23 protein-coding genes and 3 tRNA genes are annotated in these 22555 nt (G+C 35.0%); 14 read left to right on the top strand and 12 right to left on the bottom strand.

Annotation, left to right across the window (positions count from 1 at the left end; translation table 11 throughout):
* The first annotated feature begins 81 nt into the window (after positions 1 to 81).
* From AR685_RS07365 to AR685_RS07395, 6 genes are all read left to right on the top strand, one after another.
* Positions 82 to 558 carry a Dps family protein gene (locus AR685_RS07365; protein ID WP_059124180.1) on the top strand — a complete coding sequence of 159 codons (477 nt, stop codon included), beginning with the start codon at positions 82 to 84 and terminating at the stop codon, positions 556 to 558.
* 86 nt (positions 559 to 644) lie between these two features.
* Positions 645 to 1823, top strand: coding sequence for a nicotinate phosphoribosyltransferase (gene pncB, locus AR685_RS07370; protein ID WP_059124181.1), 1179 nt, complete (start codon positions 645 to 647; stop codon positions 1821 to 1823).
* 12 nt (positions 1824 to 1835) lie between these two features.
* Complete coding sequence (locus AR685_RS07375; protein WP_059124182.1) at positions 1836 to 2303, top strand: YciI family protein; 468 nt, start codon at positions 1836 to 1838, stop codon at positions 2301 to 2303.
* Between the two features lie 58 nt (positions 2304 to 2361).
* Positions 2362 to 3117: a DUF5995 family protein gene (locus AR685_RS07380; protein WP_059124183.1), complete on the top strand. Its 756-nt coding sequence runs from the start codon at positions 2362 to 2364 to the stop codon at positions 3115 to 3117.
* Positions 3118 to 3416: 299 nt separating this feature from the next.
* Complete coding sequence (gene rmuC, locus AR685_RS07390) at positions 3417 to 4910, top strand: DNA recombination protein RmuC (protein WP_059124184.1); 1494 nt, start codon at positions 3417 to 3419, stop codon at positions 4908 to 4910.
* 59 nt (positions 4911 to 4969) lie between these two features.
* Entirely contained in the window at positions 4970 to 5737 is a 768-nt protein-coding gene (locus tag AR685_RS07395) for a TrmH family RNA methyltransferase (protein WP_059124185.1), read from the top strand.
* Between the two features lie 83 nt (positions 5738 to 5820).
* Here AR685_RS07395 and AR685_RS07400 read toward each other — a convergent pair whose 3' ends face one another.
* The gene (locus AR685_RS07400) at positions 5821 to 6048 is read right to left on the bottom strand and encodes a hypothetical protein (protein ID WP_047442279.1); all 228 of its coding nucleotides are present in this window, start codon (positions 6046 to 6048) and stop codon (positions 5821 to 5823) included.
* Between the two features lie 183 nt (positions 6049 to 6231).
* Between AR685_RS07400 and AR685_RS07405 the strand changes: the two genes are divergently transcribed.
* Together AR685_RS07405 and AR685_RS07410 are read left to right on the top strand one after the other, a co-directional pair.
* The gene (locus AR685_RS07405) at positions 6232 to 7410 is read left to right on the top strand and encodes a hypothetical protein (protein WP_059124186.1); all 1179 of its coding nucleotides are present in this window, start codon (positions 6232 to 6234) and stop codon (positions 7408 to 7410) included.
* Positions 7394 to 7972 carry a hypothetical protein gene (locus AR685_RS07410; protein ID WP_047442281.1) on the top strand — a complete coding sequence of 193 codons (579 nt, stop codon included), beginning with the start codon at positions 7394 to 7396 and terminating at the stop codon, positions 7970 to 7972. Before AR685_RS07405 ends, AR685_RS07410 begins: the two co-directional genes overlap by 17 nt.
* On the opposite strand, the gene AR685_RS07415 is transcribed toward AR685_RS07410, so the two are convergent.
* Together AR685_RS07415 and AR685_RS07420 are read right to left on the bottom strand one after the other, a co-directional pair.
* Positions 7924 to 8496 (bottom strand): 5-formyltetrahydrofolate cyclo-ligase, encoded by a 573-nt coding sequence (locus AR685_RS07415; RefSeq protein WP_047442282.1) that lies wholly within the window; start codon positions 8494 to 8496, stop codon positions 7924 to 7926. The two genes, AR685_RS07410 and AR685_RS07415, sit on opposite strands and share 49 nt — an antisense overlap.
* 183 nt (positions 8497 to 8679) lie before the next feature.
* On the bottom strand, positions 8680 to 10038 hold the full coding sequence (locus tag AR685_RS07420) for a rhodanese-related sulfurtransferase (RefSeq protein ID WP_059124187.1): 1359 nt from the start codon (positions 10036 to 10038) through the stop codon (positions 8680 to 8682).
* A 285-nt stretch (positions 10039 to 10323) separates the two neighbouring features.
* Between AR685_RS07420 and AR685_RS07425 the strand changes: the two genes are divergently transcribed.
* Entirely contained in the window at positions 10324 to 11856 is a 1533-nt protein-coding gene (locus AR685_RS07425) for a trypsin-like peptidase domain-containing protein (protein WP_059124188.1), read from the top strand.
* Between the two features lie 81 nt (positions 11857 to 11937).
* Here the strand turns inward: AR685_RS07425 and AR685_RS07430 are convergent, their stop codons facing one another.
* The 3 genes from AR685_RS07430 to AR685_RS07440 form a co-directional block, all read right to left on the bottom strand.
* The gene (locus AR685_RS07430) at positions 11938 to 12387 is read right to left on the bottom strand and encodes a hypothetical protein (RefSeq protein ID WP_059124189.1); all 450 of its coding nucleotides are present in this window, start codon (positions 12385 to 12387) and stop codon (positions 11938 to 11940) included.
* The gene (locus tag AR685_RS07435; protein ID WP_047442286.1) at positions 12388 to 12768 is read right to left on the bottom strand and encodes a RidA family protein; all 381 of its coding nucleotides are present in this window, start codon (positions 12766 to 12768) and stop codon (positions 12388 to 12390) included. It abuts the gene before it with no gap.
* A gap of 119 nt (positions 12769 to 12887) precedes the next feature.
* Positions 12888 to 15476, bottom strand: coding sequence for a putative LPS assembly protein LptD (locus AR685_RS07440; protein ID WP_059124190.1), 2589 nt, complete (start codon positions 15474 to 15476; stop codon positions 12888 to 12890).
* Positions 15477 to 15530: 54 nt separating this feature from the next.
* Here AR685_RS07440 and AR685_RS07445 point away from each other — a divergent pair, with 54 nt between their 5' ends.
* From AR685_RS07445 to AR685_RS07465, 5 genes are all read left to right on the top strand, one after another.
* A complete protein-coding gene (locus tag AR685_RS07445) occupies positions 15531 to 16820 on the top strand; it encodes an N-acetylmuramoyl-L-alanine amidase (protein ID WP_047442288.1) in 1290 nt (429 codons plus the stop codon).
* 56 nt (positions 16821 to 16876) lie between these two features.
* A tRNA-Glu gene (locus AR685_RS07450) sits at positions 16877 to 16951 on the top strand.
* Between the two features lie 302 nt (positions 16952 to 17253).
* The gene (gene rpsT, locus AR685_RS07455) at positions 17254 to 17508 is read left to right on the top strand and encodes a 30S ribosomal protein S20 (RefSeq protein ID WP_047442289.1); all 255 of its coding nucleotides are present in this window, start codon (positions 17254 to 17256) and stop codon (positions 17506 to 17508) included.
* An 8-nt stretch (positions 17509 to 17516) separates the two neighbouring features.
* Positions 17517 to 17588, top strand: a tRNA-Glu gene (locus AR685_RS07460).
* 66 nt (positions 17589 to 17654) lie between these two features.
* A tRNA-Glu gene (locus AR685_RS07465) sits at positions 17655 to 17726 on the top strand.
* Between the two features lie 114 nt (positions 17727 to 17840).
* On the opposite strand, the gene AR685_RS07470 is transcribed toward AR685_RS07465, so the two are convergent.
* From AR685_RS07470 to AR685_RS07495, 6 genes are all read right to left on the bottom strand, one after another.
* Positions 17841 to 18515: a superoxide dismutase gene (locus AR685_RS07470; protein ID WP_059124191.1), complete on the bottom strand. Its 675-nt coding sequence runs from the start codon at positions 18513 to 18515 to the stop codon at positions 17841 to 17843.
* Positions 18516 to 18606: 91 nt separating this feature from the next.
* Positions 18607 to 19290, bottom strand: coding sequence for an SCO family protein (locus tag AR685_RS07475; RefSeq protein WP_185113238.1), 684 nt, complete (start codon positions 19288 to 19290; stop codon positions 18607 to 18609).
* On the bottom strand, positions 19277 to 19552 hold the full coding sequence (locus AR685_RS07480; RefSeq protein ID WP_082671907.1) for a YHS domain-containing protein: 276 nt from the start codon (positions 19550 to 19552) through the stop codon (positions 19277 to 19279). The genes AR685_RS07475 and AR685_RS07480 overlap by 14 nt, the downstream gene beginning before the upstream one ends.
* 69 nt (positions 19553 to 19621) lie before the next feature.
* Entirely contained in the window at positions 19622 to 19978 is a 357-nt protein-coding gene (locus AR685_RS07485) for a hypothetical protein (protein WP_047442292.1), read from the bottom strand.
* Between the two features lie 145 nt (positions 19979 to 20123).
* Complete coding sequence (locus AR685_RS07490) at positions 20124 to 22076, bottom strand: heavy metal translocating P-type ATPase (protein WP_059124192.1); 1953 nt, start codon at positions 22074 to 22076, stop codon at positions 20124 to 20126.
* 44 nt (positions 22077 to 22120) lie between these two features.
* Positions 22121 to 22540 (bottom strand): Fur family transcriptional regulator, encoded by a 420-nt coding sequence (locus AR685_RS07495; protein ID WP_059124193.1) that lies wholly within the window; start codon positions 22538 to 22540, stop codon positions 22121 to 22123.
* Positions 22541 to 22555: the final 15 nt, after the last annotated feature.

Raw genomic sequence — 22555 nt, forward strand, 5'->3', positions numbered from 1 at the left:
GAATACCAAAGATAAGTATCATCAATTATCAAAAAACAATTTCGGCACAATATTTCCTGCAAATAGAATTAAAATAAACTTATGAAAAATGCTAACATTATTGGCTTAAAAGAAGCGGATTGCCAAAACATCTCAGAAAAACTTAATATATTGCTTGCTAATTACTCAGTTTTCTATCAAAACACAAGAGGTTCTCATTGGAATATAAAAGGTGAGCAATTCTTTACACTGCATCCAAAATTTGAAGAATTGTACAACATCTTAGTTTTAAAAATTGATGAAATTGCAGAAAGAATTCTGACTTTAGGAGCAACTCCCGCGCATAATTATTCAGATTATCTTCAGGTTTCTACCATTAAGGAAAGTAAAGAAGTAAGCGATGGAAATAAAAGTATCGAAATAATTCTAAATTCTTTTAAAGTAGTTATTGATTTACAACGAGAACTTTTAGACATTACCGATAAAGCAGGTGACGAAGGTACCAACTCTCAGATGAGCGACTACATTACCGAGCAGGAAAAAGAAGTTTGGATGTACAATTCGTACTTAGGAAAATAGAAGATACTCATAATTTGTATTGTAAAATCGCCCTCAAAAAGGCGGTTTTTTTTATTTATTTTATTAAATTTATTTAAATTTAAATTATGTCAGAAATACGCCTGAACTCTATACTCGATAATGATTTTTACAAGATCACCATGCAAAATGCTGTGGTCAAACTTTTCCCAAACCAGATCGTAAAATACGAATTCATCAACAGAGGAAAACACCATTTTCCTGAAGGCTTTGACGTTGCCTTGAAATCGATTGTTGACAAAATGGCAGAGCTGAAACTGACAAAAGACGAAAAGAAGTTTTTAGCCAAAACCTGTCCGTATTTAAATTTACCCTATTTAGATTTCCTGGAAGGTTATCATTACGATCCTTCTGAGGTGAAAATAGTACAAACGGGAAATGACCTTTCTGTTACTGTAGAAGGACTTTGGTACAGAACAATTCTTTGGGAAGTCCCTTTATTGTCTTTGATCAGTGAACTGCATTACGAAATGAATCACATGGAAAGAGATTCTAATGAGGTCGTGATGAGCAAAACTTTGGAAAAAGCAGAATCACTGAATGATTTAGGAGTCAATTTCGCAGAATTTGGAACGAGAAGAAGGCATTCTTACAAAGTTCAGAATCTGGTCATGGAAGCTTTGAACCAGAAAAAAGATTCTACATTCATTGGAAGTTCAAACGTGCATTTTGCAATGAAATACAATGTAAAACCTATCGGAACTCATGCTCACGAATGGTTTATGTTCCACGGAGCAGAATTCGGATTCAAAATGGCCAACGAATTAGCACTTGAACACTGGGTAGACGTATATCGTGGTGATTTGGGAGTTGCGCTTTCAGACACCTACACTACAGATGTTTTCTTTCAGCAGTTTGATAAGAAATTCGCCAAACTTTTTGATGGAGTTCGCCATGACAGCGGAGATCCGTTCGAGTTTGCTGACAAAACAATTGCACATTATAAAAGCAACGGGATCAATCCTTTATTTAAATATATTATTTTTTCAGACAACTTAAATCTTGAAAAAGTAGAAGAAATCACAAACTATTGTAAAGGAAAAATCGGGGTTTCGTTTGGAATTGGAACTAATCTCACCAACGATGTCGGTCTGAAACCAATGAATATTGTAATGAAGTTAATAGGTGTACAAGCTTTAAACAAAGAATGGATTCCCACAGTAAAACTCTCCGACGAACACGGAAAATATACTGGCGACCCTAAAATGATTGAATTGGCTAAAGAATTTCTGAGAATTAAAGATTAAAATAAATACAGAATGAAAACAAAATTCTTAATAGTATTATCAATGGTGACAGCTGCTTTATCACTTGCTCAAAAGAAAACAGAAGAGCCAAAATTCAATCAGAAATTGGCAGACTCTCTAGGTGCAGATAAATACGGAATGAAACCTTATGTCATTGTAATGCTGACAACAGGTTCGGTAAAAATTGATGATAAAACAAAAATGGGAGAATTGATGAAAGGCCATATGGAAAACATCGGCAAACTCGCCAAAGAAGGGAAGATTACCATTGCCGGACCGTTTTCGGGCAAAAACCAACGCGACTACCGTGGAATGTTTATTTTCAATACAAAATCAAAAGAAGAAGCCGAATCTTGGGTAAAAACAGATCCCGCTGTTTCGGCCGGAGTTTTTAATTATGAAATCTTTCCTTGGTATGGCTCTGCGGCGTTGCCATTGTATTTGAAGCACCATGATGAGATTGCCAAAGAAAATCCGTGAAAATTTAGACCTCGCAAATCTGTGAGGTTTTTTTATCTTTAATGAAAACTAAACCGCCATGAAGACCATCGAAGAAGTCTTGAAAAAATTAGACGAAATTATCATTTGGAGCAAAGCAAACCAAAGTCCCGCAGGCTATTTTGCTTGCACTTACAGAATAATGACCGCTCAGGTTTTAAAAGGAATTCAACAGAAAAAATTTGAAGATAATCCCAGAATGGTTCTTTTAGATCTCGCTTTTGCCAACAGATATCTTGAAGCTTGGGAAAATTACATAAAAGGTAAAAAATGCACGAACGCGTGGTATCTCGCTTTTGAAGCGGCAAAAGACAAAGACCTTTTGATTCTTCAGCACATCTTTCTTGGGATGAATGCACACATCAATTTAGATTTGGGAATTTCTGCAGCTTCGGTGATGCCTTACCGTAAAATCAATCCTTTGAAAAAAGATTTTGAAAACATCAATTCAGTGATTGCATCAATCAATCAAAATGTTCAGGATTCTTTAAATAAAATCTGTTATCCCGTCAATCTGATCGATAAACTTTCCAACGGAAAAGATAATGTAATTTTAGATTTTGCCATTTCAAAAGCGAGAGAAACCTCTTGGGCAACGGCGGTAATCGCTTCAAACACACCCAATTTTTTACGAGATCCTGTTATTAATATTGTGGACTATGCCGCAGCAAAGGTGGCATTACAAATTTTAAATCCTAAATTACTTTCTTCTGCATTGGCTAAAGAAATGAAGAAATGTGAAAGCAGTAATGTGGCGAAGAATATTGAGATTTTACAGCAAACGAAAACAAGCTGATTCTTCTCCTATTTTTTAATTGATGACTCTTTCCTGGTCAGAGAATACAATAATATTACTAAGGACCCTACCAATGGAAAAAGCAAAACTGTAAGAATCCCCACAGGGCCGAGTTTATTTTTAAATACACAGTAAAATCCCGCTATATAAACTACAGCACTTACAATTGCAAGAAAAATCAGATTAAATGGACCAATGGACATATTCATTGTACGTATATGAATTAATTTAACAAATTCAAATATAGTTAAATAAAATTCTGACTGATTAAAAAGTTCAAAAAATTGTAATTTTGAACAATGGAAATATCTTATCTGATCATTGGTTTTATTGCCGGCGGAGTTTTTGGTGCCATCATTATCTACTTTGTTTTAAAACCATCCATGGTCTCAAGAAGTTCTTATGAAAATCTGAACCATTCGCATATCAAATCTGCTACAGATCTGGAAAATTCCGAGCGCAAAGTTTTGGAATTAAATCAAACAATTCAAACAGAAAAAGACAACTTTCTCCACCAGTCTGATTTACTTAATGATTTAAAAAATGAATTTGCAAAAATTTCTGCGGAATACCATTCCTTACAAACACAATTTCTGGATCAAAAAGAAGAAATAACCAAGCAAAACATTCAGATTGATCTTCTTTTGAATGAAAAACAACAGATTTTTGCTAAAAACTCTGAGCTTACCGCAATCAATGAGCAGTTAAAAAAATCTATGGACACACAGAAAGCCGAAATTTCAAAAATTCAGGAAGAAGGAAAACTGCAGTTTGAAAATTTAGCCAACAAAATTTTAGAAGAAAAAACAGAAAAATTTACCACGCTCAATCAGAATAATTTGAAAAATATTCTTGATCCGTTTCAGGAAAGAATAACCGATTTAAAAAATAAGGTTAACGAAGTCTATGAAAAGGAAAACAAAGAACGTTTTTCATTGGGAGAAAAAGTAAAGGAATTATCATTACTGAACCAACAAATTTCTGAAGACGCCAAAAAACTAACGAGAGCCCTAAAAGGCGAAAGCAAAACACAGGGAAATTGGGGAGAAATGATTTTGGAAAGTATTTTGGAGAAATCGGGCTTGGTAAAAGGAAGAGAATATTTTCTGGAGCACGAACTTAAAGATGAAGACAACAAAGCTTTATTTTCAGAATTTTCCGGCAAAAAAATGCGTCCGGATGCTGTAGTAAAATATCCTGACGAAAGGAATGTGATTATCGACTCTAAAGTTTCTCTTACCGCTTTCACAGAATTGGTTGACGAAACTAATCAGGACGTTTACCAAATCAAAGTCAGCCAACATCTATCTTCCATCAAGAATCATATTAGCCAGTTGAGCCAAAAAGCTTATGATGACTACGGGAAATCTTTAGACTTTGTGATGATGTTTATTCCAAGCGAGCCCGCTTATATCGCAGCCATGCAAGCAGACCAAAACCTGTGGAATTTTGCATACGACAAAAGAATTCTACTTTTAAATCCGAGCAATTTGATTACTTCCCTGAAGTTGATTGCAGATCTCTGGAAGAGAGAATATCAAAACAGAAATTCTATGGAAATTGCAGAAAGAGGGGCTAAATTATATGATAAGTTCGCAGGTTTCGTAGAAAACCTAGAGAAAGTGGGGAAAAATATTGATCAAGCTAAAAATGTTTATAATGATGCTTTTAAACAATTATCAACCGGAAATGACAATCTAATTTCGCAGACTCAGAAGCTAAAATCACTAGGAATTAAAAATAAAAAAGAGCTCCCAAGTAGTCTAATCAATGGTATAAATGATGATTTATGATTGATAAGTGATTTTTAAAAATTATTTTTGCAAAGACTATCATTTATCAACTATCTATCATGATTATCGAAAGCTTTCAAAACGAAAAAATAAAGAATGTTACCAAACTTTTAACTGACAACCGATTCAGAAAAAAATCCGGTCTTTTTGTCGTTGAAGGACAACAGGAGAATGAAAGAGCTCAGAAATATAATTTTGAGCCAACAGAATTCTTCATTTGTGAAAGCATATTTAAAGGCGAGAATCCTAATGAGAAAATACATTTTGTTTCGGAAAAGGTTTACGAAAAAATAGCATACAGAGGAAGTTCAGAAGGAATCATCGGAATATATAAATCTAAAGAAACCGAACTCAGCACGTTTAAACCTAAATACAATTCAACCATTATCATTGTTGAAGGTGTTGAAAAGCCTGGAAATTTAGGCGCAATTCTAAGAAGTTGTGAAGCCTTCGGTGTTGATGCCTTGATTGTAACTGATGCAAAGGCTGATTTCTACAACCCGAATGTGATTCGTTCGAGCGTAGGATGTTTGTTTGGAATGGAAGTTTTCCAATCTGAGAACCAAGAAACTCTTGATTTTTTGAATAACAATGAGTTCCGTATTTATACTACCATCATGGACGAGAGTTCTGAAGATCTTTACAAAAGAGATTTCACACAGAGGTCTGCAGTCTTGTTCGGAACAGAACACTCCGGATTGAGTGATTTCTGGTCTGGAAAAGGAAAGAACACTTTAATTCCAATGTCAGGAAGTATAGATTCTTTAAATCTAAGCAATGCCGTTGCCATTACATGTTATGAAGCTTTGAAACAAAAGAAGAATTAAAATTCTTTTCAATTAAATTATAAGACACAAAAAAACCGCTTCGCTAGGCGAAACGGTTCTTTTATTTCAGTTGTAACTACTAATTACTTAGCAACTTTAGCTGAATCAACTTTAGCGTCAACAGCAGTTTTAGCTGAATCTGCAGTAGCTTTGATTGTATCAACAGCAGCGTTAGCTGTAGAATCGATAGCAGCAGTAGCTGAATCAGCGTTAGCTTCAACAGAATCAGTAGTAGAAGTTGTAGCTTCACCTTTTTTACAAGCAACTAAAGAGATTGCAGCGATAGCAGCTACGAATAATGACTTTTTCATAATAAATTAAATTTAATTTGTTAATATTGTTTTTTAAATCTTTTTCTCTGTTCGGTTATTTGAACAAGACAAAGGTATAGCAGATAGAAAGTTTGTTTATGAAAAATAATTGTAATACCTTTGTAAAACAGTTTTACAAATAAATAACACTGAAAATCAACACATTAATCATTTATTAAAAAATTGACTGATTTAGATTTATTACATTTTGAGCAGCTGAAAAAGGACGTTCAGGCTCAATATCTGAAAGAATACACCCCTTCTTATGATGATATATCTAAATGGAAGGGAATAGACATTATATATTTCCAGGAAGATCTCCGAAAAAAGGCGAAAGGAAACATCAGCGAAAAATCTTTTTACACCTATTTCAAAAATTCACCGGTAACCAAATTACCCCGCATCGATATGCTCACATTATTGAGTATTTATGCAGGTTACACATCATGGTATGAATTTAAAAAGCAACATCTTTTTGCCGGAGAAATGCTGCAGGATGATCAAGATTTAGAAGAAGATGACCGCCGAGAATTGGAAAAAACTGTTTCGAGTGCACTGAATCTACCTAAAACTGAAAATCTTACGGCAAAAACAGAAATAAGCGCACTCAAAAAGACTGATTTACAAAATAATAATACTGAAAATCAAACACTTGAACAAAAAACCTCAATTGAGAACATCAACAGTTACAAGATTGAAAAAACAGCCAAAAAAAGCTATCAACGCACCGCATGGATTACTGCAACTTTAATTTTTGTCGTTTTACTTGGGCTTTTAGGATTTAAAGATGAAATTTTTGATAAAACTTACACTTACTGTTTCACTGACGCAGACAGAAATCAAAAAATTCAGAGTACTATTGAAATAAAAGTGCTTAAAGAAAATGAATCTCCATTATTTTTCAGGATAAAACCAGGTGAATGTTTTTATTATCAGACAAAAGATAAAAACATTAAGATGCAGATCAGTTCTACGATGTATGAAAATCTGGAAATCAACCGTAATCTCGAAAACGCCCCCGAAGAAGAGACTATCGAACTAAAACCTGACGATTATAAAATGGCGGTTTATTATTTTTCAACGAAGGACGTGCAGGGCGTTAATGCTGTTGAGCAATTTAATCTTATAAGACAAAAAAGGAAGCAGCTTGAAAACCTCATTAGCAACGACGCTGTGATTACGCAAGTATACGACAGTGATATCTACGGACTGGAATCTCTTGACAAACAAGACTACATCACTCTTGTAACAACTCCTACAACATCACTAAAAAATCTCAACGTAATAGAAATGAGAAAAGATAAAAAAGGAAAAATCATCTCTATCAAATTTAAAATATCAACCAATGAAAACAATCAATAAGTTTTTGTTTCTCTCAATACTGATCGGACTTGTTGCTATTTCCTGCGTAAAAAAAGAGGATTCTGCGGTAAGTGATCTTGATAAATTAAGAAACACCAATAATCAAACGGTTCAGATGGACAGCACCCAGGCAATTAATGCGATAACACTTCAGAAGGTGCAGGATGTTTTGGATCTTTCGACACTTTATCTTTCGGGTGAAAAAAACACAGAAATAGATACTGCCATTTATTCGAAAATCGAAAAATACTTTCAAAAACCTGACAGTACAACATTTAACACATTATTTAAAGAGCTTGAAAGCCTTAAAGTAAAGAAAGTAAAAGTAAATAACATCAATATTTATCAGGAGATACAAAATAACGACACATTAGATCTTGCAAAATTCAATGTTGAATATTTTGACAAAAAGAACAAATCTATCGGTACGTTTGAGAAAAATGCGCAATATACATTGGTTTCAAAACCTGAGAAAACGAATAAAGAGTTTAAATTTTACTTCGTGAACTTTTATCAGCAACCTTTGAAAAAGGACAGCACTTCGGTAGGCGTAACCAAATAGTCTAAAGGAATATCATTTTCCCAGACATCATCAATCATATCATCGGGGTCAAAATAATTGACTCCGATTTTTTTTGAATTTTTGGAAACACTTTCAAAAAACTCATCATAAAAACCCTTGCCATAGCCTACTCTATTACCTCTGCTATCACAATATAAAAGCGGAGTAATGATCAAATCAAAATCATGAATTTGTGAATCTTGATTTGATAAAGGCTCAGAAATCCCCCAATTATTTGTTTCAAATTTTGTTTCACTAAAAATCTCAACAGAAATCAATTTTGTGTCAACAATTTTTGGAACAAAAACCTGAATATTTCGGCTTAAAAAATATTGAATGAAACTTTCAGTTCTGATTTCTTTAAATTTTTCAATCGGAATAAAAATATGAACTTTTTGTCCAAAAAGCGGTTTAAAATAATTGACGAAATTCTCGAAAATTCTCTCAGATAATAATAAAAGTTCATCCTGCGACAACTTTTTTCTTTTCTCAAGATATAATTTTCTGATTTCTGATTTTTTCATTCTCAAATTTATAAAAATTAGCGTTGCAGTGTTTAATTTGACAACCACTTTACAACTAGTAGCCTAAATTTTTCTCTGCGCAGACATAACTTTGTTGGAGTTTTAATGTTTTTACCGTATACTATAGCGCACAAAAAAAGTTGCACTCCGAAAGAATGCAACCTGTATATCATCAATTTAAGATTATGATCCTAAAATTTTATACATTTTATCAGACAAACGAACTCTGAAAGGAAGTTCAAAGGTAATCTGATCACCTACTTTTGCAGTTTCACAAGCGCTTCCGTTTACGTGGAGATCAGTAATTGTAATTTCTTGTTCACCAGTGGTAGGACCAGAGACCAATACTTTATCACCTACTGAAAGTTCATTTTGCTCAACTAAAAACTGTGCAATTTTAGATTTTGTATAATAATGTTCAGCTTTACCTATCAACAATTTCTTGATGGCAATTTTTTGACGGATATTTTTTGCTTCTACTTTTGCCAAAGGTTTGTCCGGCAAATCGCCCGAGTTTTTAAAGGTAAGAGAATCAGATTTTCCCTTTCTGAAGACTTTATTTCCGACTTGTTGTCCTTTTCTTAATCTTAATTGTTCAGCTGCAGGAAGATGTGATATTTCTAAACATTCTGTTGAACAGCAGTTTTCCATTGTAGCCTTACAGTCATCACATTGAATGAACAAAAGATGACAAGCATCATTCGCACAATTGGTGTGATTATCACAAGGCTTGCCACATTGGTGGCACTGCGAAATAATATCATCTGTAATTCTTTCTCCTAAACGATGGTCGAATACAAAGTTTTTACCTACGAATTTACTTTCAACACCTTCTTCTTTTACCTGACGGGCATATTCAATAATTCCGCCCTCCAGCTGGAAAACGTTTTTAAAACCCTGATGTTTAAAATAAGCACTGGCCTTTTCACAACGAATTCCTCCTGTACAATACATCAATAGATTTTTATCTTCCTTAAAATCCTGTAACTGCTCGTTGATAATTGGTAAACTTTCTCTGAATGTTTCAACATCCGGAGTAATTGCTCCTTCAAAATGCCCAACCTCACTTTCGTAATGATTTCTAAAATCTACAACAACTGTGTTTGGATCTTCCAAAAGATTATTGAATTCCTGTGCTTTTAAGTGAATGCCTTTATTGGTTACATCAAAAGTTTCATCATTCAAACCGTCGGCAACTATTTTGTTTCTGACTTTAATCGTCAGTTTCAGAAAAGAATGATCATCCTGCTCTACCGCCACATTCAATCGAATACCTTTCATAAAATCATATACTTCCAGCGTATCACGGAATTCTTCCAGATGATCTGCAGGAACACTCATTTGAGCATTAATTCCTTCATGAGCAACATAAATACGTCCTAGTGCATCAAGAGCATTCCAGGCTATAAATAATTCGTCGCGAAATTTTTTAGGGTCTTCAATTTTGGCATACGCATAGAAAGACAAAGTAAGACGTTGCTTACCAGCTTCATCAATAAGCTGAGCTCTTTCCTCCGCGCTTAAGGTGTTATACAGTTGCATGCTATAAACGTTTTAAGTGAGAAAAATAATTTGGCAAAGATAAGAATTTTTTCAGTTGAGAATAACAAGATGACAAATCAGATTTTATAGTATGCAAAAATGTCAGAATTTTTTTTAATTAAATCTTAAGCTATGTTAATAAATATTTTAAGATTATGACTTAATGTATAAATTGGCACAATTCTCGTTAAATTTTAGTTAAAATTGAAACACAGCATACTAATTGCATACTAATTAAGCATTAAATTTGTATTCACTAATAGTATAATAAAAGACAGATAAACAATGAAGAGTACTTTAAAAAAACTTTTACCATTTGCCGTTGTAGGAGTAATCTCAGGAGCTACTACCGTTGGCGTACAACAATATTTAGGTCACGATTCTAATAACGTAGACCAATCTTATTTCACCTCATCGAAAAATGCATCCTTTGTAGGGATGAATACCGCTGCGGTGGGTGATGATTTTGTAAAAGCTGCCAGGACAACAGTTCCGGCTGTAGTAACGATCAAAAATTACCAAACAAGGACATCAAACAGAGCCTCTGATCAGGATCTTTTCGATTATTTCTTTGGTGATCCATTTGGAGGAAGAGGGCAACAAAGACAGAGACAGCCACAACAGCAGGCTCCGGACAACATGCCTTCAGGTATGGGTTCTGGTGTGATCATCTCGGCTGATGGGTACATTATCTCGAACAACCACGTTGTAGCGGGTGCCAATAAACTTGAAGTTGTATTAAGCAACAAAAAATCTTATATCGCAACTCTAGTAGGAACAGACCCAAATACGGATATTTCTCTATTAAAAATAGAAGAAAAAGGGCTTCCTTTTTTAAACTTTGCCAATTCGGATAATATTGATGTGGGACAATGGGTTTTAGCTGTGGGTAATCCATTAGGTTTAAATTCTACTGTAACGGCGGGGATTATCTCGGCAAAAGGAAGAGGAATCGGAATTTTAGGAGGACAGGGTAAAGCCACTAATCCTATTGAAAGCTTTATTCAGACCGATGCAGCTATTAATCCTGGAAATTCAGGAGGAGCTTTGGTGAATGTGAATGGAGATTTAATTGGAATTAACTCAGCGATTTCTTCTACCACAGGATATTATCAAGGTTACGGGTTTGCCGTTCCTGCAAACTTAGCAAGAAAGATTGTTGAAGATATCAAGAAATTCGGAATTGTGCAGAGAGGTTTCTTGGGAGTAAATTCTTTAGACCTTTCGGATCAACAACAAGTGACAGGATATAACCAACAGGAAAAAGCCAATCTAAAAGTAGGTTCAGGTGTATACGTGAGAGGATTCTCACCTAGTAGCGGCGCTCAGGACGCAGGATTGAAAGCCGGAGATGTCATCGTAAAAGTAGACGAAATGCCAATTACCGATTTTGCAGACTTATCGATTTCCATCGGAAGCAAACGTCCAGGTGATAAAGTACAAGTGACTTATCTCAGAAACGGTAAAGAAAATGTTGCAACCGTTACACTTAAAGATCAAAACGGAGGAACCAGTGCAAGATCGAAAGCAGATCTCAGTGTTACCGAAAAGATCGGAGCCAACTTCGAGCCGCTAAATGACCGATTTAAAACCGAATATGGTCTGAACAGCGGAGTTATTACCAAGAATGTAACAGAAGGTAGTGAGATAGCTAAAATAGGCGTTGTAGATGAATATATCGTTATAGAAATCAACGGAAAACCTGTGAATTCACAGAAAGATGTAGAAAAGATTCTAGATAAATATCAGGGAAATGTACAGGTGAAATTTGTAGATAACTATGGTAGGATTTACACCAAGGGATTTAAAATGCCTTAGAAGGACAGATTATAAAAACATATTAAGTAAAACGCGCGGCAGTCAAAGACTGCCGCGCGTTTTCTATTTTTGAAACAATTGCTATTTATTCGTTTTGTCAGCAATTCTCCGTTTCTTCTTTCTTTCATAAATAATCTCGACAACCTTTCCTCCTATCCATGCAAACGGGAAAAAGATCAGGAAAATTGAGATTTTATAGAAAGTAGGATGATACGGGAAAATAATAACATCAAGCATTGCAATAAACAACATGATGAAACCGATAAGAATAGCATAAGCCACTTTAGCATACTTTACAATAATTGCGGTAGCGACACCTCCTACAGTACTTCCAAATCCTGAAATCAAAAGAAGAAAACCGAAAAAGGCATGGTCATTTTTCATACTTTCAAGAAATCTTTGCCAATGCTCAAATGGGGCAAAAGCTTCGAATGTCACCCATTTGGGGAAAGCCCTTATACCAAGAGTAATAATAAGCCCTGCAATCGCAAGACCCACTATTATAGCAAATGTATTTCTTAGAAAACTCATTTAGTCCTGATGTGCAATCATAGAAATTTCAATATCTACATTTTTCGGTAAACACGAAACCTGTACTGTTTCACGTGCCGGATAACTTTCTGCATCAAGATACGACGCATAAATATCGTTCATCACCGCAAAATCATCCATACTTTTAAGGAAAATACTTGCCTTTACAACATTTTTAAAAGTCATGCCCGCTTCCGTAAGGACAGCCTCCAAATTTTTCATTACCTGATGTGTTTCCTTTTCTATTCCTTCAACCAATTTTCCTGTAGCCGGATCTACAGGAATCTGTCCTGAAATGTATAAAACTCCGTTTGCTAAATTTGCCTGTGAGTAAGGTCCTATTGCTGCAGGAGCATTAACCGTAGATATTATTTTTTTCATATGATGATATATTATTTATATGTATATCGCACTATCTCACTAAAGTGAAAATCATGCCGCTTTTAACAGAATTTATTTCGGGTGCAAATATAAAATTAAAATTTAAACAAAAAATAATCTTAGAAAGGTGGGTTTGGCTGCGTAAAGCTTCTGTCTTTGTATTTCAGCGCATCACTTAAGATATTTGCTTTAATCCCGATAAAAAAGTCATACACTTTATACTGCCCAAAGGGTACCCAGTTAAAATTGATAGAGAAACTTCGCTGGTCTCTTGAGAAACCGATTCTTGTATAGGCCAAATCTTTAGTAACCATATCATAATGGGTGCTACCGTTGATATTCCAATAAGGAGTAAGCTTAATGCTTCCGTCTAAACCTATAGATGCTATTTTATTTGAAGTACGTGTAGCACCTCTTGAGTAAGCATAATTGGCATTAACATTCAGTGTCCAGGCCTGATCAAAATGCGCGTAATTATCATTATCAAAATAATAATTTTCATTTCTAATCTCACCTTTTGAGCCATACTTTTTAGCATAATCTGTTTTCTCACCGAAAAGTTCACTGCTCAAAGGATATGACAACTGAACATTGAATCCCTGCACGCTAAAGTGTCCGAAATTCTCTGTTCTGATACCCTGCTCCTCACCTGGGATATATAAAATTTTATAGGGATCCAAGGTCAAACTTGTATTTACACTCAGTTTATTATCAAAAAAAGACGATTGTCCATTAACTGAAATCACTGACCACGGATGTGTTTTTGCTGCAAAATTGTAACTTCCGGAAAGGTTTAGAGATTCAAATATTTTAATCTTTTTAACTCCTGTAGAATCACTTTTAGATTTCACTTTCATCTCAATATTGTTTCCAATGTTGAAACCTAATGCTCCCACCATTCCCGAAGTTGGTGCGCCTACGATTCCGTTGTCAAAAATAGAATAAGGAGTTAATGCTCCTGTGGCATTATAATAATTTCTGAAATACCCGAATCCTGAACCTCCAAAATCTGGAGAGTATGTAAATCCTATACTTGGGGTCATCATGTGTCTAATCGCCTCAATAGATGCGCCTTTTTTAAAGTTTGCCTGACCGTAAAGCTGCGTCTGAAGACTTGCGGTTGTAGAGAATGTAGAATATCCCGCCACTTTTTTATTAATCTGATCTACTTCTTTATTGATGATAGGATCGTAATATTTGGTAAGCGTCTTAGTTGTTAATGCATTATCGATATTTGCCCCTAAACTGAATGTAAAATACTTAGCAATCGTTGTATTGGTACCTAGGGTGATATTATTTTTAATTCCGGTCTGCAATTTATCCCACATGGCTTTGGTGAAAAGCTCGCCTTCACCTGTGCTTACAAAATTGGTTAAATTTAAACCTGTATTTACCGTAATATTTTCTATAAGTCCTGATCTCACGCCTGTTTTTGATCCAAATAAATAAAACTGGTTAATTGCCACATTCATCTGAGGTAAACGCAGATCGGCCAAACCTGTTGCGAAATTCTGAGAATAGGATGCGGTTCCTGTAATCGTTGCCGGAAGTTTTAAAAACCTTTTTGTGAGTGTCAATGTAGAGTTCTGCTGTGTTCTTAGTACACTCTGGTCCATAATATAATTATTATTAACTGTATTATTATAGAAGGTCTGGCTTGTCACATCCACTGAAGCAGAAAATGTAAGAAACGGATTAGCTTTGGTATCTTGTGTATGCCTCCATGCAATTCTGTACGTTCCGGTTTTGCTGTAATCATCAAGACCTTTAATCCCCCGAACGGTAGTTCCAATATCAGCAGAAAAGTTTCCTGAGTATCTATATTTTTTGAGATAATTCATTTCGGGACGCAGATTCCAGCTTCCTTTTGTGTAAATATCTGCTAAAACTTTAAGGTCAAAATGCTCTCCAATGGGTTGATAATATCCTATTCCGTTTAAGAAAAACCCAACATCTTCTCTTTCCCCAAAACTAGGAATCAGAATACCTGCAGATCTTTTTTCTGAAAAAGGTATGATACCAAACGGCATAATTAATGGTGTAGGAACACCTTCAATCACAAAACCTATCGGGCCCGTAATTAAAGATGAACTATTCTTGCCTTTAACCATTTTTATATATTGAGCTTTCAAGTGGTAATCGGCTGCTGTATCTTTTTTCTTAATGAAATAATCATCAGTTGTGAAAATAGCTCGGCGCATAATAAAAACAGAGTCATTGTACTTTTTTGTTTTTTCAGCAACAATAATCCCTTCGCTTTCTTCTGTTCTCGCATTATATGCTATAGCCTGTTTTGTCTTGTAATTATAAGAAAACTCGTTGGTTTCATACTTTTTACCGGCCTGAGTGGTAATTACCGGTTCTACTATTTTACCGATAGAATCAAGCTTTCCTCTTGCGAAAATCATATTTTTGGTTTCATCAATAGATATGTAATCAGCATCTATCTGCATATCCTGATATTTCACCTGAGCATTTCTGTTCAAATATATCATTTTCTTCGGCACATCTCTGCGCTGATCATCGGCTTTCGTATCGAGCACATCATCCAATGCCTCTTTTTGTACAACAATTGTATCCTTTTTGGAAATTGTATCTTTAACTACCGTAGTTTCCGTTAATTTTTTAGGAGTTTGTTGTGCTAAAAAACTGTTAAAAATTAGGATAATTAAAATTTGTAATATATTTTTGAAGACGGTTTTGTCCAATTTTGTTTTTATATAATTTAGGCTCAAAATTAGTATAATTTTTAAAACTGTAAGATGTACACACGAAAATTTAAAATAATTTTAGCATTTCTCTTCATACTTTCTACCCAATTCGTCTTTTCCCAAAAAAAGTTTACCGTTGTTTTAGACGCAGGACACGGGGGCAGCGATCATGGAGCAAACAGATCATATAGTGATATAGGAAGAATTGCAGAAAAAGATATTACACTTGCTATTGTTCTTAAAATAGGAAGAATGCTTGAAAAAAACAAAGACTTTAAGGTGATTTACACCCGAAAGATTGACGAATTCCCTTCACTTTCCGACAGAACCAACCTCGCCAACCGAAGCAAGGCAGACCTTTTTGTCTCTGTGCACTGTAACTCTTCTCAACGACCGACCGCATACGGAACAGAAACCTTTGTTCAGGGACCGGATCAGAATGACACCAACCTTGAAGTCGCAAAGCGAGAAAATGATGTAATTTACCTCGACGAAAAAGATAAGCAGACCTTTGGTACTTATGATGCAAAATCACCTGAATCTTTAATTGCCCTAAAACTTCAGCAAAGTAAATATCTTGAATCGAGTCTGTTGCTAGGAGGTCTTGTTGAGAACAATTTTGTGAATAAAGACAAAAGATCTTCAAGAGGAGTATGGCAGAAAAACCTTCACGTTCTACGTATGAATGCGATGCCTTCTGTGCTAATCGAGACAGGTTTTATCAATCATCCTGAAGAAAGTCATTATTTGGCTTCCGAAAAAGGACAGGATGAAATTTCTGAAAGTATATATGATGCGATTATTGACTACAAAAAGGCAATCGACAGAAAATCAGGAGGGGCACTTGCAACTAAAAAACCTGAACCTGAGAAAAAAGTAGAAGTGCCGTTGAAGAATGATTTCAGAATATTACTGATGACGTCTGCAGTGAAGTATAATGAGGATGACCCTGCTTTAAAAGGCTTAAATTACATTCTTCCATTAAAAGAAAATGGTATCTACAAATATTACTACAGTGTGACCAATATGGCTTCTATTCGTGACATCAATATTAAAACAGCAAAAGACGCAGGTTTTAGAAATGCTTATGCAGTAGGATTTATGCCAAACCAAAAGCTGAATACCGGTTACTACACCATTGAAGTATATGTAGGTAAAGATAAATTAAGTGCAAACTCATTTATCTTACAAACCCTCAAAGACGCCGAAAGAGAGAAAAACAACGGTCTATTCTATTACACGTATGGAAAAGCTTCATCTCTGGAAGATGCTGTAAAACTTCAGAAAGAACTGGAAACCAAGGGAATTAAAAACACCGTCATTCAAAAAATCAATAAATAGGAAAAAATAATTTTGAAGTTTGAAACTTAATTAATACTTTTGCAACCTCAAAATTTGGTCTATTCGTCTAGTGGTTAGGACTCAAGGTTTTCATCCTTGCAACAGGAGTTCGATTCTCCTATAGACTACCAATTTGATATCATGTCGGATTGAAAAGATAGAATTAAAAAACTGTTTTAGGATAATCCACAAGAACTCAGAAGTCATGATTTAAGGATCAACGACGTAAGGGAACAGACAAAGATTATAAAGAACAATCTGAATATGCTTGTCAGCATATTCAGAAAATAGATAAGGAACAAAAGAATATAAAACTAGAACAAGCATTAGATAAACTCAAAAAAATACCTCTTAAAATAAAGTTTAAAATTTTTAAAAATAAATTTGGCTGGTATAAAAAAAGTTTATAAATTTGCACTCACATTTGAACGATATGGCAAATCATAAATCAGCTCTTAAAAGAATAAGACAAAACGAAGTTAGAAAAGTTCGTAACAGATACTACCACAAGACTGCTAGAACAGCAATCAAAGGGTTAAGAAATGAAGAAGATAAAACTGCAGCAACAGAACAATTGCCAAAAGTTATCGCTTTATTGGATAAATTAGCTAAGAAAAACATTATCCACAAAAACAAAGCGGCTAACTTAAAAAGTAAACTGACTAAGCACGTTAACAAGTTAGCGTAATTATAGTAGGCCCGTTCGTCTATCGGTTAGGACCTCAGGTTTTCATCCTGGTAAGAGGGGTTCGACTCCCCTACGGGCTACTAAAAAGAATTGAAACTTTTAAAAATTCAAATTACTAACCCGTTATTTATAACGTGATGGTAGATGGCCCGTTCGTCTATCGGTTAGGACCTCAGGTTTTCATCCTGGTAAGAGGGGTTCGACTCCCCTACGGGCTACTAAAAAACCACTGATTTATTCAGTGGTTTTTTTTATGTTTATCTATGGTAAGTTAAAAAAATTGCGGCATATCCTGTAAAGAATAGCCACAATAATTATATGCATTGGATAACCTATTTTTTACTTAAGGCTTCATCATATCTTCTGCTTACTTCTTTCCAGTTGGTCACATTCCAGATGGCAGTTAAGTAATCAGCTCTTTTGTTCTGATATTTCAAATAATAAGCATGCTCCCAAACATCGATTCCGAAGATTGGCGTTCCTTTCTCTTCCACAACATCCATTAACGGATTATCTTGGTTTGGCGTTGATGAAACGAATAATTTACCACTCTTATCAACAGAAAGCCAAGCCCATCCAGAACCGAAACGATCGGCTCCTGCTTTGCTCATTTTTTCTTTAAATGCATCCATACTTCCGAATGCATCTGTAATTGCTTTAGATAACTTTGCTGAAGGCTGAGTATTCTTTTCCGGCGTAAGAACAGTCCAGAATAGTTCGTGGTTGTAATGACCACCTGCGTTATTTCTTACAGCCATTGACAACGTACCTGCCTTAGATAATATCTGGAATAAGGTCTGCTTCTCCTGAGGAGTCCCTGCGATTGCTTTATTCAAATTACTCACATATGCTGCGGCATGCTTTGAATAGTGGATCTCCATCGTCTGCGCATCAATATTTCCCTCCAAAGCATTATATGCATAAGGTAACGCAGTTTGTTTAAATTGTGCAAACGCAAACTGCGCCGCAAAAACTGCGGTAAAAGCAGCTACTTTAAAAACTTTCATAATTTTTTATTTATGGTTAACATTTTAATTCTTTGCTTGAATATTGGACGTATATCATCTGTTATTTAATTTACAGCTCAAACATCCATTTTTACTTCAATAACTTTTTAATATCCTCAATTAAAATCTCTCTATCAGGATGGTATTTTCCATTCAGTTTGGGAATTTTCCCTTCCGGATCTTCATAATTTAATCCTGAATAGTACAGAATTGGCATCTGATCCTTATTGTACCTGCAGCGTATATTACCTTCTTTATCAACCAAGGCAATCATCCCACTGTGGTTGAGACTTTCACTCTCATCTTCCTTGTCTCCCACATAGATATTGAACTGATCTGCCACCATACCGATGTAAGTACGGTCGCCAGTTAGAAAATGCCAGTTTCTGGACGAAACACCCAGTTGAATGGCATGCTGCTTCAATGCCTTAGGAGTATCGTTCTCTGGATCTATACTAATGGAGATAATTCCAAAATCGGGACTTTTGATCTCATTCTGAATGACCTTCATATTCGAATTCATTACAGGACAGATTGTCGGACATTTACTGAAAAAAAACTCTACGAGATAAACCTTCCCCAGCATATCTTTATTAGAAATTTGCTGCCTGTTCTGATCCGTAAGTTGAAAATCAGGAACTTTCATTACCGTATATAGACTTTTCCTGAAATAGCTTGTTCCAAAACCGATACCCAGAAAAAGAATTGCTAAAATCACTAATGGAATTACCAGTTTAGATTTTGAACTTTTTTTGGGATGATTATTTTTGGACATATTTCTCAGGATCTTTTTTAAATTCGTCTTTGCAGTACACACTGCAAAAACCATACACTTTATTCTTATAGGTCATTGTATCTTTAGTAAAACCCGCCGTTTGCATTTGGCAAATAGGATCTACTTTATTGATCACTTCTACATCTGATATATTCTTACCTGAAGTATTCATGCTCTTTTTATGCTTAACTATTGGAGCATCCTGACCACAGGACACCACTGAAACTGACAGAAATACTGCCAAAATGAATATTGATTTCATTTATTTAAATTGAAATTAGTAGTAAAATGAATAGTAAGTCTTGAATGAATCAAGACCGGAAAATTAAGCTTAAGCTAAAGGAGGATGAAATATTTTTGAAAAATATTCTGAACTGTGATTATTTAAATATAAAGAATTTTCTGCATCTGCATAATCACTAAAACCGTTATTTGAAAAAGAGAGAATTTCGCCCGAAAGAAAAACATCCAAGACTGTCATCTTGATGGTCTGCGAATTGTTTTGCTTCTCTGTTTTCACCAGTTCTTTACTAACGTAGCATTTACCTTTACACGTAGAGTCAATCACATCTCTTTTTTCGCAGAGATTTTTAACAATATATTCATAGTTTACAGCATAATTAATCACAGGCAGAACAGGACGAACTGCGAGGGTAAAAATGATGAAAAACGAAATAAAAAACTTCAATGATAACTCTTTACTACAAATATACCACGCAAAATCTGTTTAAAGGTTAATTTATGATGAATATCATCAATAGCTTTCTATTTTAAATATAAAGTGAAAGCTTTAAAATAAAAATCTGTGAAAATCTTCGGGATTACATTTTAAATTAAAACTTCATTCTCTGAATTCTCACCGCATTCAAAATTGCTAATAAAGCCACTCCGACATCAGCAAAAACAGCCTCCCACATTGTTGCAATTCCGCCAGCACCCAGAATCAAAACAATTCCTTTTACTACAAATGCCAGGATAATATTCTGCCATACAATTTTCTTAGTCTGCTTTCCGATATTGATTGCCATTGGAATTTTACTTGGCTTATCATCCTGAATAACAACATCTGCCGTTTCTATCGTAGCATCGCTTCCTAATCCACCCATTGCAATCCCTACATCGCTTAAAGCTACAACAGGAGCGTCATTGACCCCATCGCCTACGAAAGCAACACTTTCATGATTAGCGATCAGTTCTTTTACCATATTCACTTTGTCTTCGGGCAACAAATCTCCAAAAGCATTTGCGATTCCCAGCTGATCTGCTACAAACTTCACAACGGAAGTCTTATCACCGCTCAGCATGGTGGTTTTTACACCTAAAGATTTTAATTTTTTAATGGTAAACTGCGCATCAGATTTAATAGTGTCAGCAATGGTAAAATACCCTACGAATTTTTGGTCGTAAGCAACGGCGATTAAAGTGTAGACAATGTTTTCAATATTTAAATCAAATGAAATATTGAACTGCTTCATGAGTTTTAAATTTCCAACTAAAATTTCCTTGCCATTGATGCCTGCTTTCAAACCTTGGCCTGCAATTTCTTCTACGTTTTCTAATGTAATAGAATGGTCAACTTCGCCCACAAACTCATGAATTGCCGTTGCAACCGGATGCGTACTCTGACTTTCTAAAGCATTGACGAGTTTTAAAATTTCTTCTTTATTAAATTCTTTATCAAAATAAAATTCCTGAACTTTAAAAACCCCTTCAGTCATCGTTCCGGTCTTATCCATTACCACATTCTGAATATTGGCTAAAACATCAAGAAAATTACTTCCTTTAATTAAAATTCCATTTCTGCTTCCTGCTCCGATTCCACCGAAATATCCTAACGGAATGGAAATTACCAACGCACATGGGCAGGAAATTACCAGAAAAACCAATGCTTTATATAACCATGTTTTAAATTGATAATCATTTACAAACAAATATGGAAGAAAAGTAATTCCGATTGCCAGAAAAACTACTATCGGTGTATAAATTTTCGCAAACTTCCTGATAAATAATTCAGTTGGAGCTTTCTGAGAAGTCGCATTCTGAACGAGTTCTAAAATTTTACTCAGTTTGCTATCTTTAAACGCTGCCGTCACTTTAATTTGACTGACCTTATTTAGATTGATCATTCCTGCCAAAACTATCTCTCCTTTTATTTTTGTATCGGGTTGACTTTCTCCGGTAAGCGCCGAAGTATTAAATGAACCTTTTTCAGAAATCAATTCGCCATCCAATCCTAATTTTTCGCCCGATTTTAACTGAATGATCTCCCCAACATTTACAGTTTCGGATTTTACAACCTGAGGTATTCCGTCTTTTAAAATAGTAACTTCATCAGGACGCTGATCAAGAAGTGACTTAATATTGCTCTTTGCTGTTGTTACTGCCATTGCCTGAAAAACTTCTCCAACAGAATAGAAAAGCATCACGGCAACTCCTTCGGGATATTCTCCGATTGCGAAGGCACCGACGGTGGCAATTCCCATCAGGAAAAACTCAGAAAAGACATCGCCATTAACAATGCTTTCGTAGGCTTCTTTTAAAACGGGAATTCCAACAGGCAGATAAGCGATCAGATACCAAAGAAGGCGAATCCAGCCATTGAACCAATTGCTTTCAATAAAATGATCAAAGGCAATTCCATTTAATAATAAAGACAACGAAATGATGGCCGGAAGAAACATCTGGAAAACCGTTTGATCTGCTGCATTATGAGAATGATCATGGTCGTGATCGTGACCTTCGTGATTGTGCTGTTCTTTTGGTTTTGTACTGCAACATTCTTCCATAACAATTAATTTTAAACAAATTTAGCCTTATAGATCATGCAATACTATTGCAAACTTTCTAAACACTTTTCACAAATACCTTTTGCGAAAAGTCTTACTTCATCAATCCTGAAATTGCTCTGAATATTTTCCGGAATCGTAATATCTTCTTTGCAAGTAGTTTCTTTACAGAGTTTACAGTAGAAATGAAGATGCCGGTCTTTGTGTGTTTTCTCATCACAGTCATCATGGCAAAGCTTGTATTTTGTTGTGGCATTTTCCCGAATTCCGTGAACGATTCCTTTTTCTTCGAAAGTTTTTAATGTTCGGTAAATTGTGGTTCGGTCGGCTTTATCAAAATGATTTTCAATTTCAGATAACGAAAGTGCCGCATTTTGAGAGCTTAGAAAATCATACACCAAAATCCTCATGCTTGTGGGTTTTGTATTTTTATCGATCAGTTTGTTTTCGATTTCTTCTTTCATGATAAAATCAAATAA

The organism is Chryseobacterium sp. JAH, from assembly GCF_001507335.1.
Lineage (GTDB): Bacteria > Bacteroidota > Bacteroidia > Flavobacteriales > Weeksellaceae > Chryseobacterium.

Excerpts from the sequence above, each read along its gene's own strand:
- AR685_RS07475 (WP_185113238.1), bottom strand. The coding sequence starts at position 19,290 with ATGTCCAAAAATAATCATCCCAAAAAAAGTTCAAAATCTAAACTGGTA.
- AR685_RS07375 (WP_059124182.1), top strand. The coding sequence starts at position 1,836 with ATGAAAACAAAATTCTTAATAGTATTATCAATGGTGACAGCTGCTTTA.
- AR685_RS07480 (WP_082671907.1), bottom strand. The coding sequence starts at position 19,552 with ATGAAATCAATATTCATTTTGGCAGTATTTCTGTCAGTTTCAGTGGTG.
- AR685_RS07395 (WP_059124185.1), top strand. The coding sequence starts at position 4,970 with ATGATTATCGAAAGCTTTCAAAACGAAAAAATAAAGAATGTTACCAAA.
- AR685_RS07490 (WP_059124192.1), bottom strand. The coding sequence starts at position 22,076 with ATGGAAGAATGTTGCAGTACAAAACCAAAAGAACAGCACAATCACGAA.
- AR685_RS07380 (WP_059124183.1), top strand. The coding sequence starts at position 2,362 with ATGAAGACCATCGAAGAAGTCTTGAAAAAATTAGACGAAATTATCATT.
- rmuC (WP_059124184.1), top strand. The coding sequence starts at position 3,417 with ATGGAAATATCTTATCTGATCATTGGTTTTATTGCCGGCGGAGTTTTT.
- AR685_RS07365 (WP_059124180.1), top strand. The coding sequence starts at position 82 with ATGAAAAATGCTAACATTATTGGCTTAAAAGAAGCGGATTGCCAAAAC.
- rpsT (WP_047442289.1), top strand. The coding sequence starts at position 17,254 with ATGGCAAATCATAAATCAGCTCTTAAAAGAATAAGACAAAACGAAGTT.
- AR685_RS07495 (WP_059124193.1), bottom strand. The coding sequence starts at position 22,540 with ATGAAAGAAGAAATCGAAAACAAACTGATCGATAAAAATACAAAACCC.
- AR685_RS07445 (WP_047442288.1), top strand. The coding sequence starts at position 15,531 with ATGTACACACGAAAATTTAAAATAATTTTAGCATTTCTCTTCATACTT.
- AR685_RS07430 (WP_059124189.1), bottom strand. The coding sequence starts at position 12,387 with ATGAGTTTTCTAAGAAATACATTTGCTATAATAGTGGGTCTTGCGATT.
- pncB (WP_059124181.1), top strand. The coding sequence starts at position 645 with ATGTCAGAAATACGCCTGAACTCTATACTCGATAATGATTTTTACAAG.
- AR685_RS07425 (WP_059124188.1), top strand. The coding sequence starts at position 10,324 with ATGAAGAGTACTTTAAAAAAACTTTTACCATTTGCCGTTGTAGGAGTA.
- AR685_RS07415 (WP_047442282.1), bottom strand. The coding sequence starts at position 8,496 with ATGAAAAAATCAGAAATCAGAAAATTATATCTTGAGAAAAGAAAAAAG.
- AR685_RS07470 (WP_059124191.1), bottom strand. The coding sequence starts at position 18,515 with ATGAAAGTTTTTAAAGTAGCTGCTTTTACCGCAGTTTTTGCGGCGCAG.
- AR685_RS07420 (WP_059124187.1), bottom strand. The coding sequence starts at position 10,038 with ATGCAACTGTATAACACCTTAAGCGCGGAGGAAAGAGCTCAGCTTATT.
- AR685_RS07410 (WP_047442281.1), top strand. The coding sequence starts at position 7,394 with ATGAAAACAATCAATAAGTTTTTGTTTCTCTCAATACTGATCGGACTT.
- AR685_RS07435 (WP_047442286.1), bottom strand. The coding sequence starts at position 12,768 with ATGAAAAAAATAATATCTACGGTTAATGCTCCTGCAGCAATAGGACCT.
- AR685_RS07400 (WP_047442279.1), bottom strand. The coding sequence starts at position 6,048 with ATGAAAAAGTCATTATTCGTAGCTGCTATCGCTGCAATCTCTTTAGTT.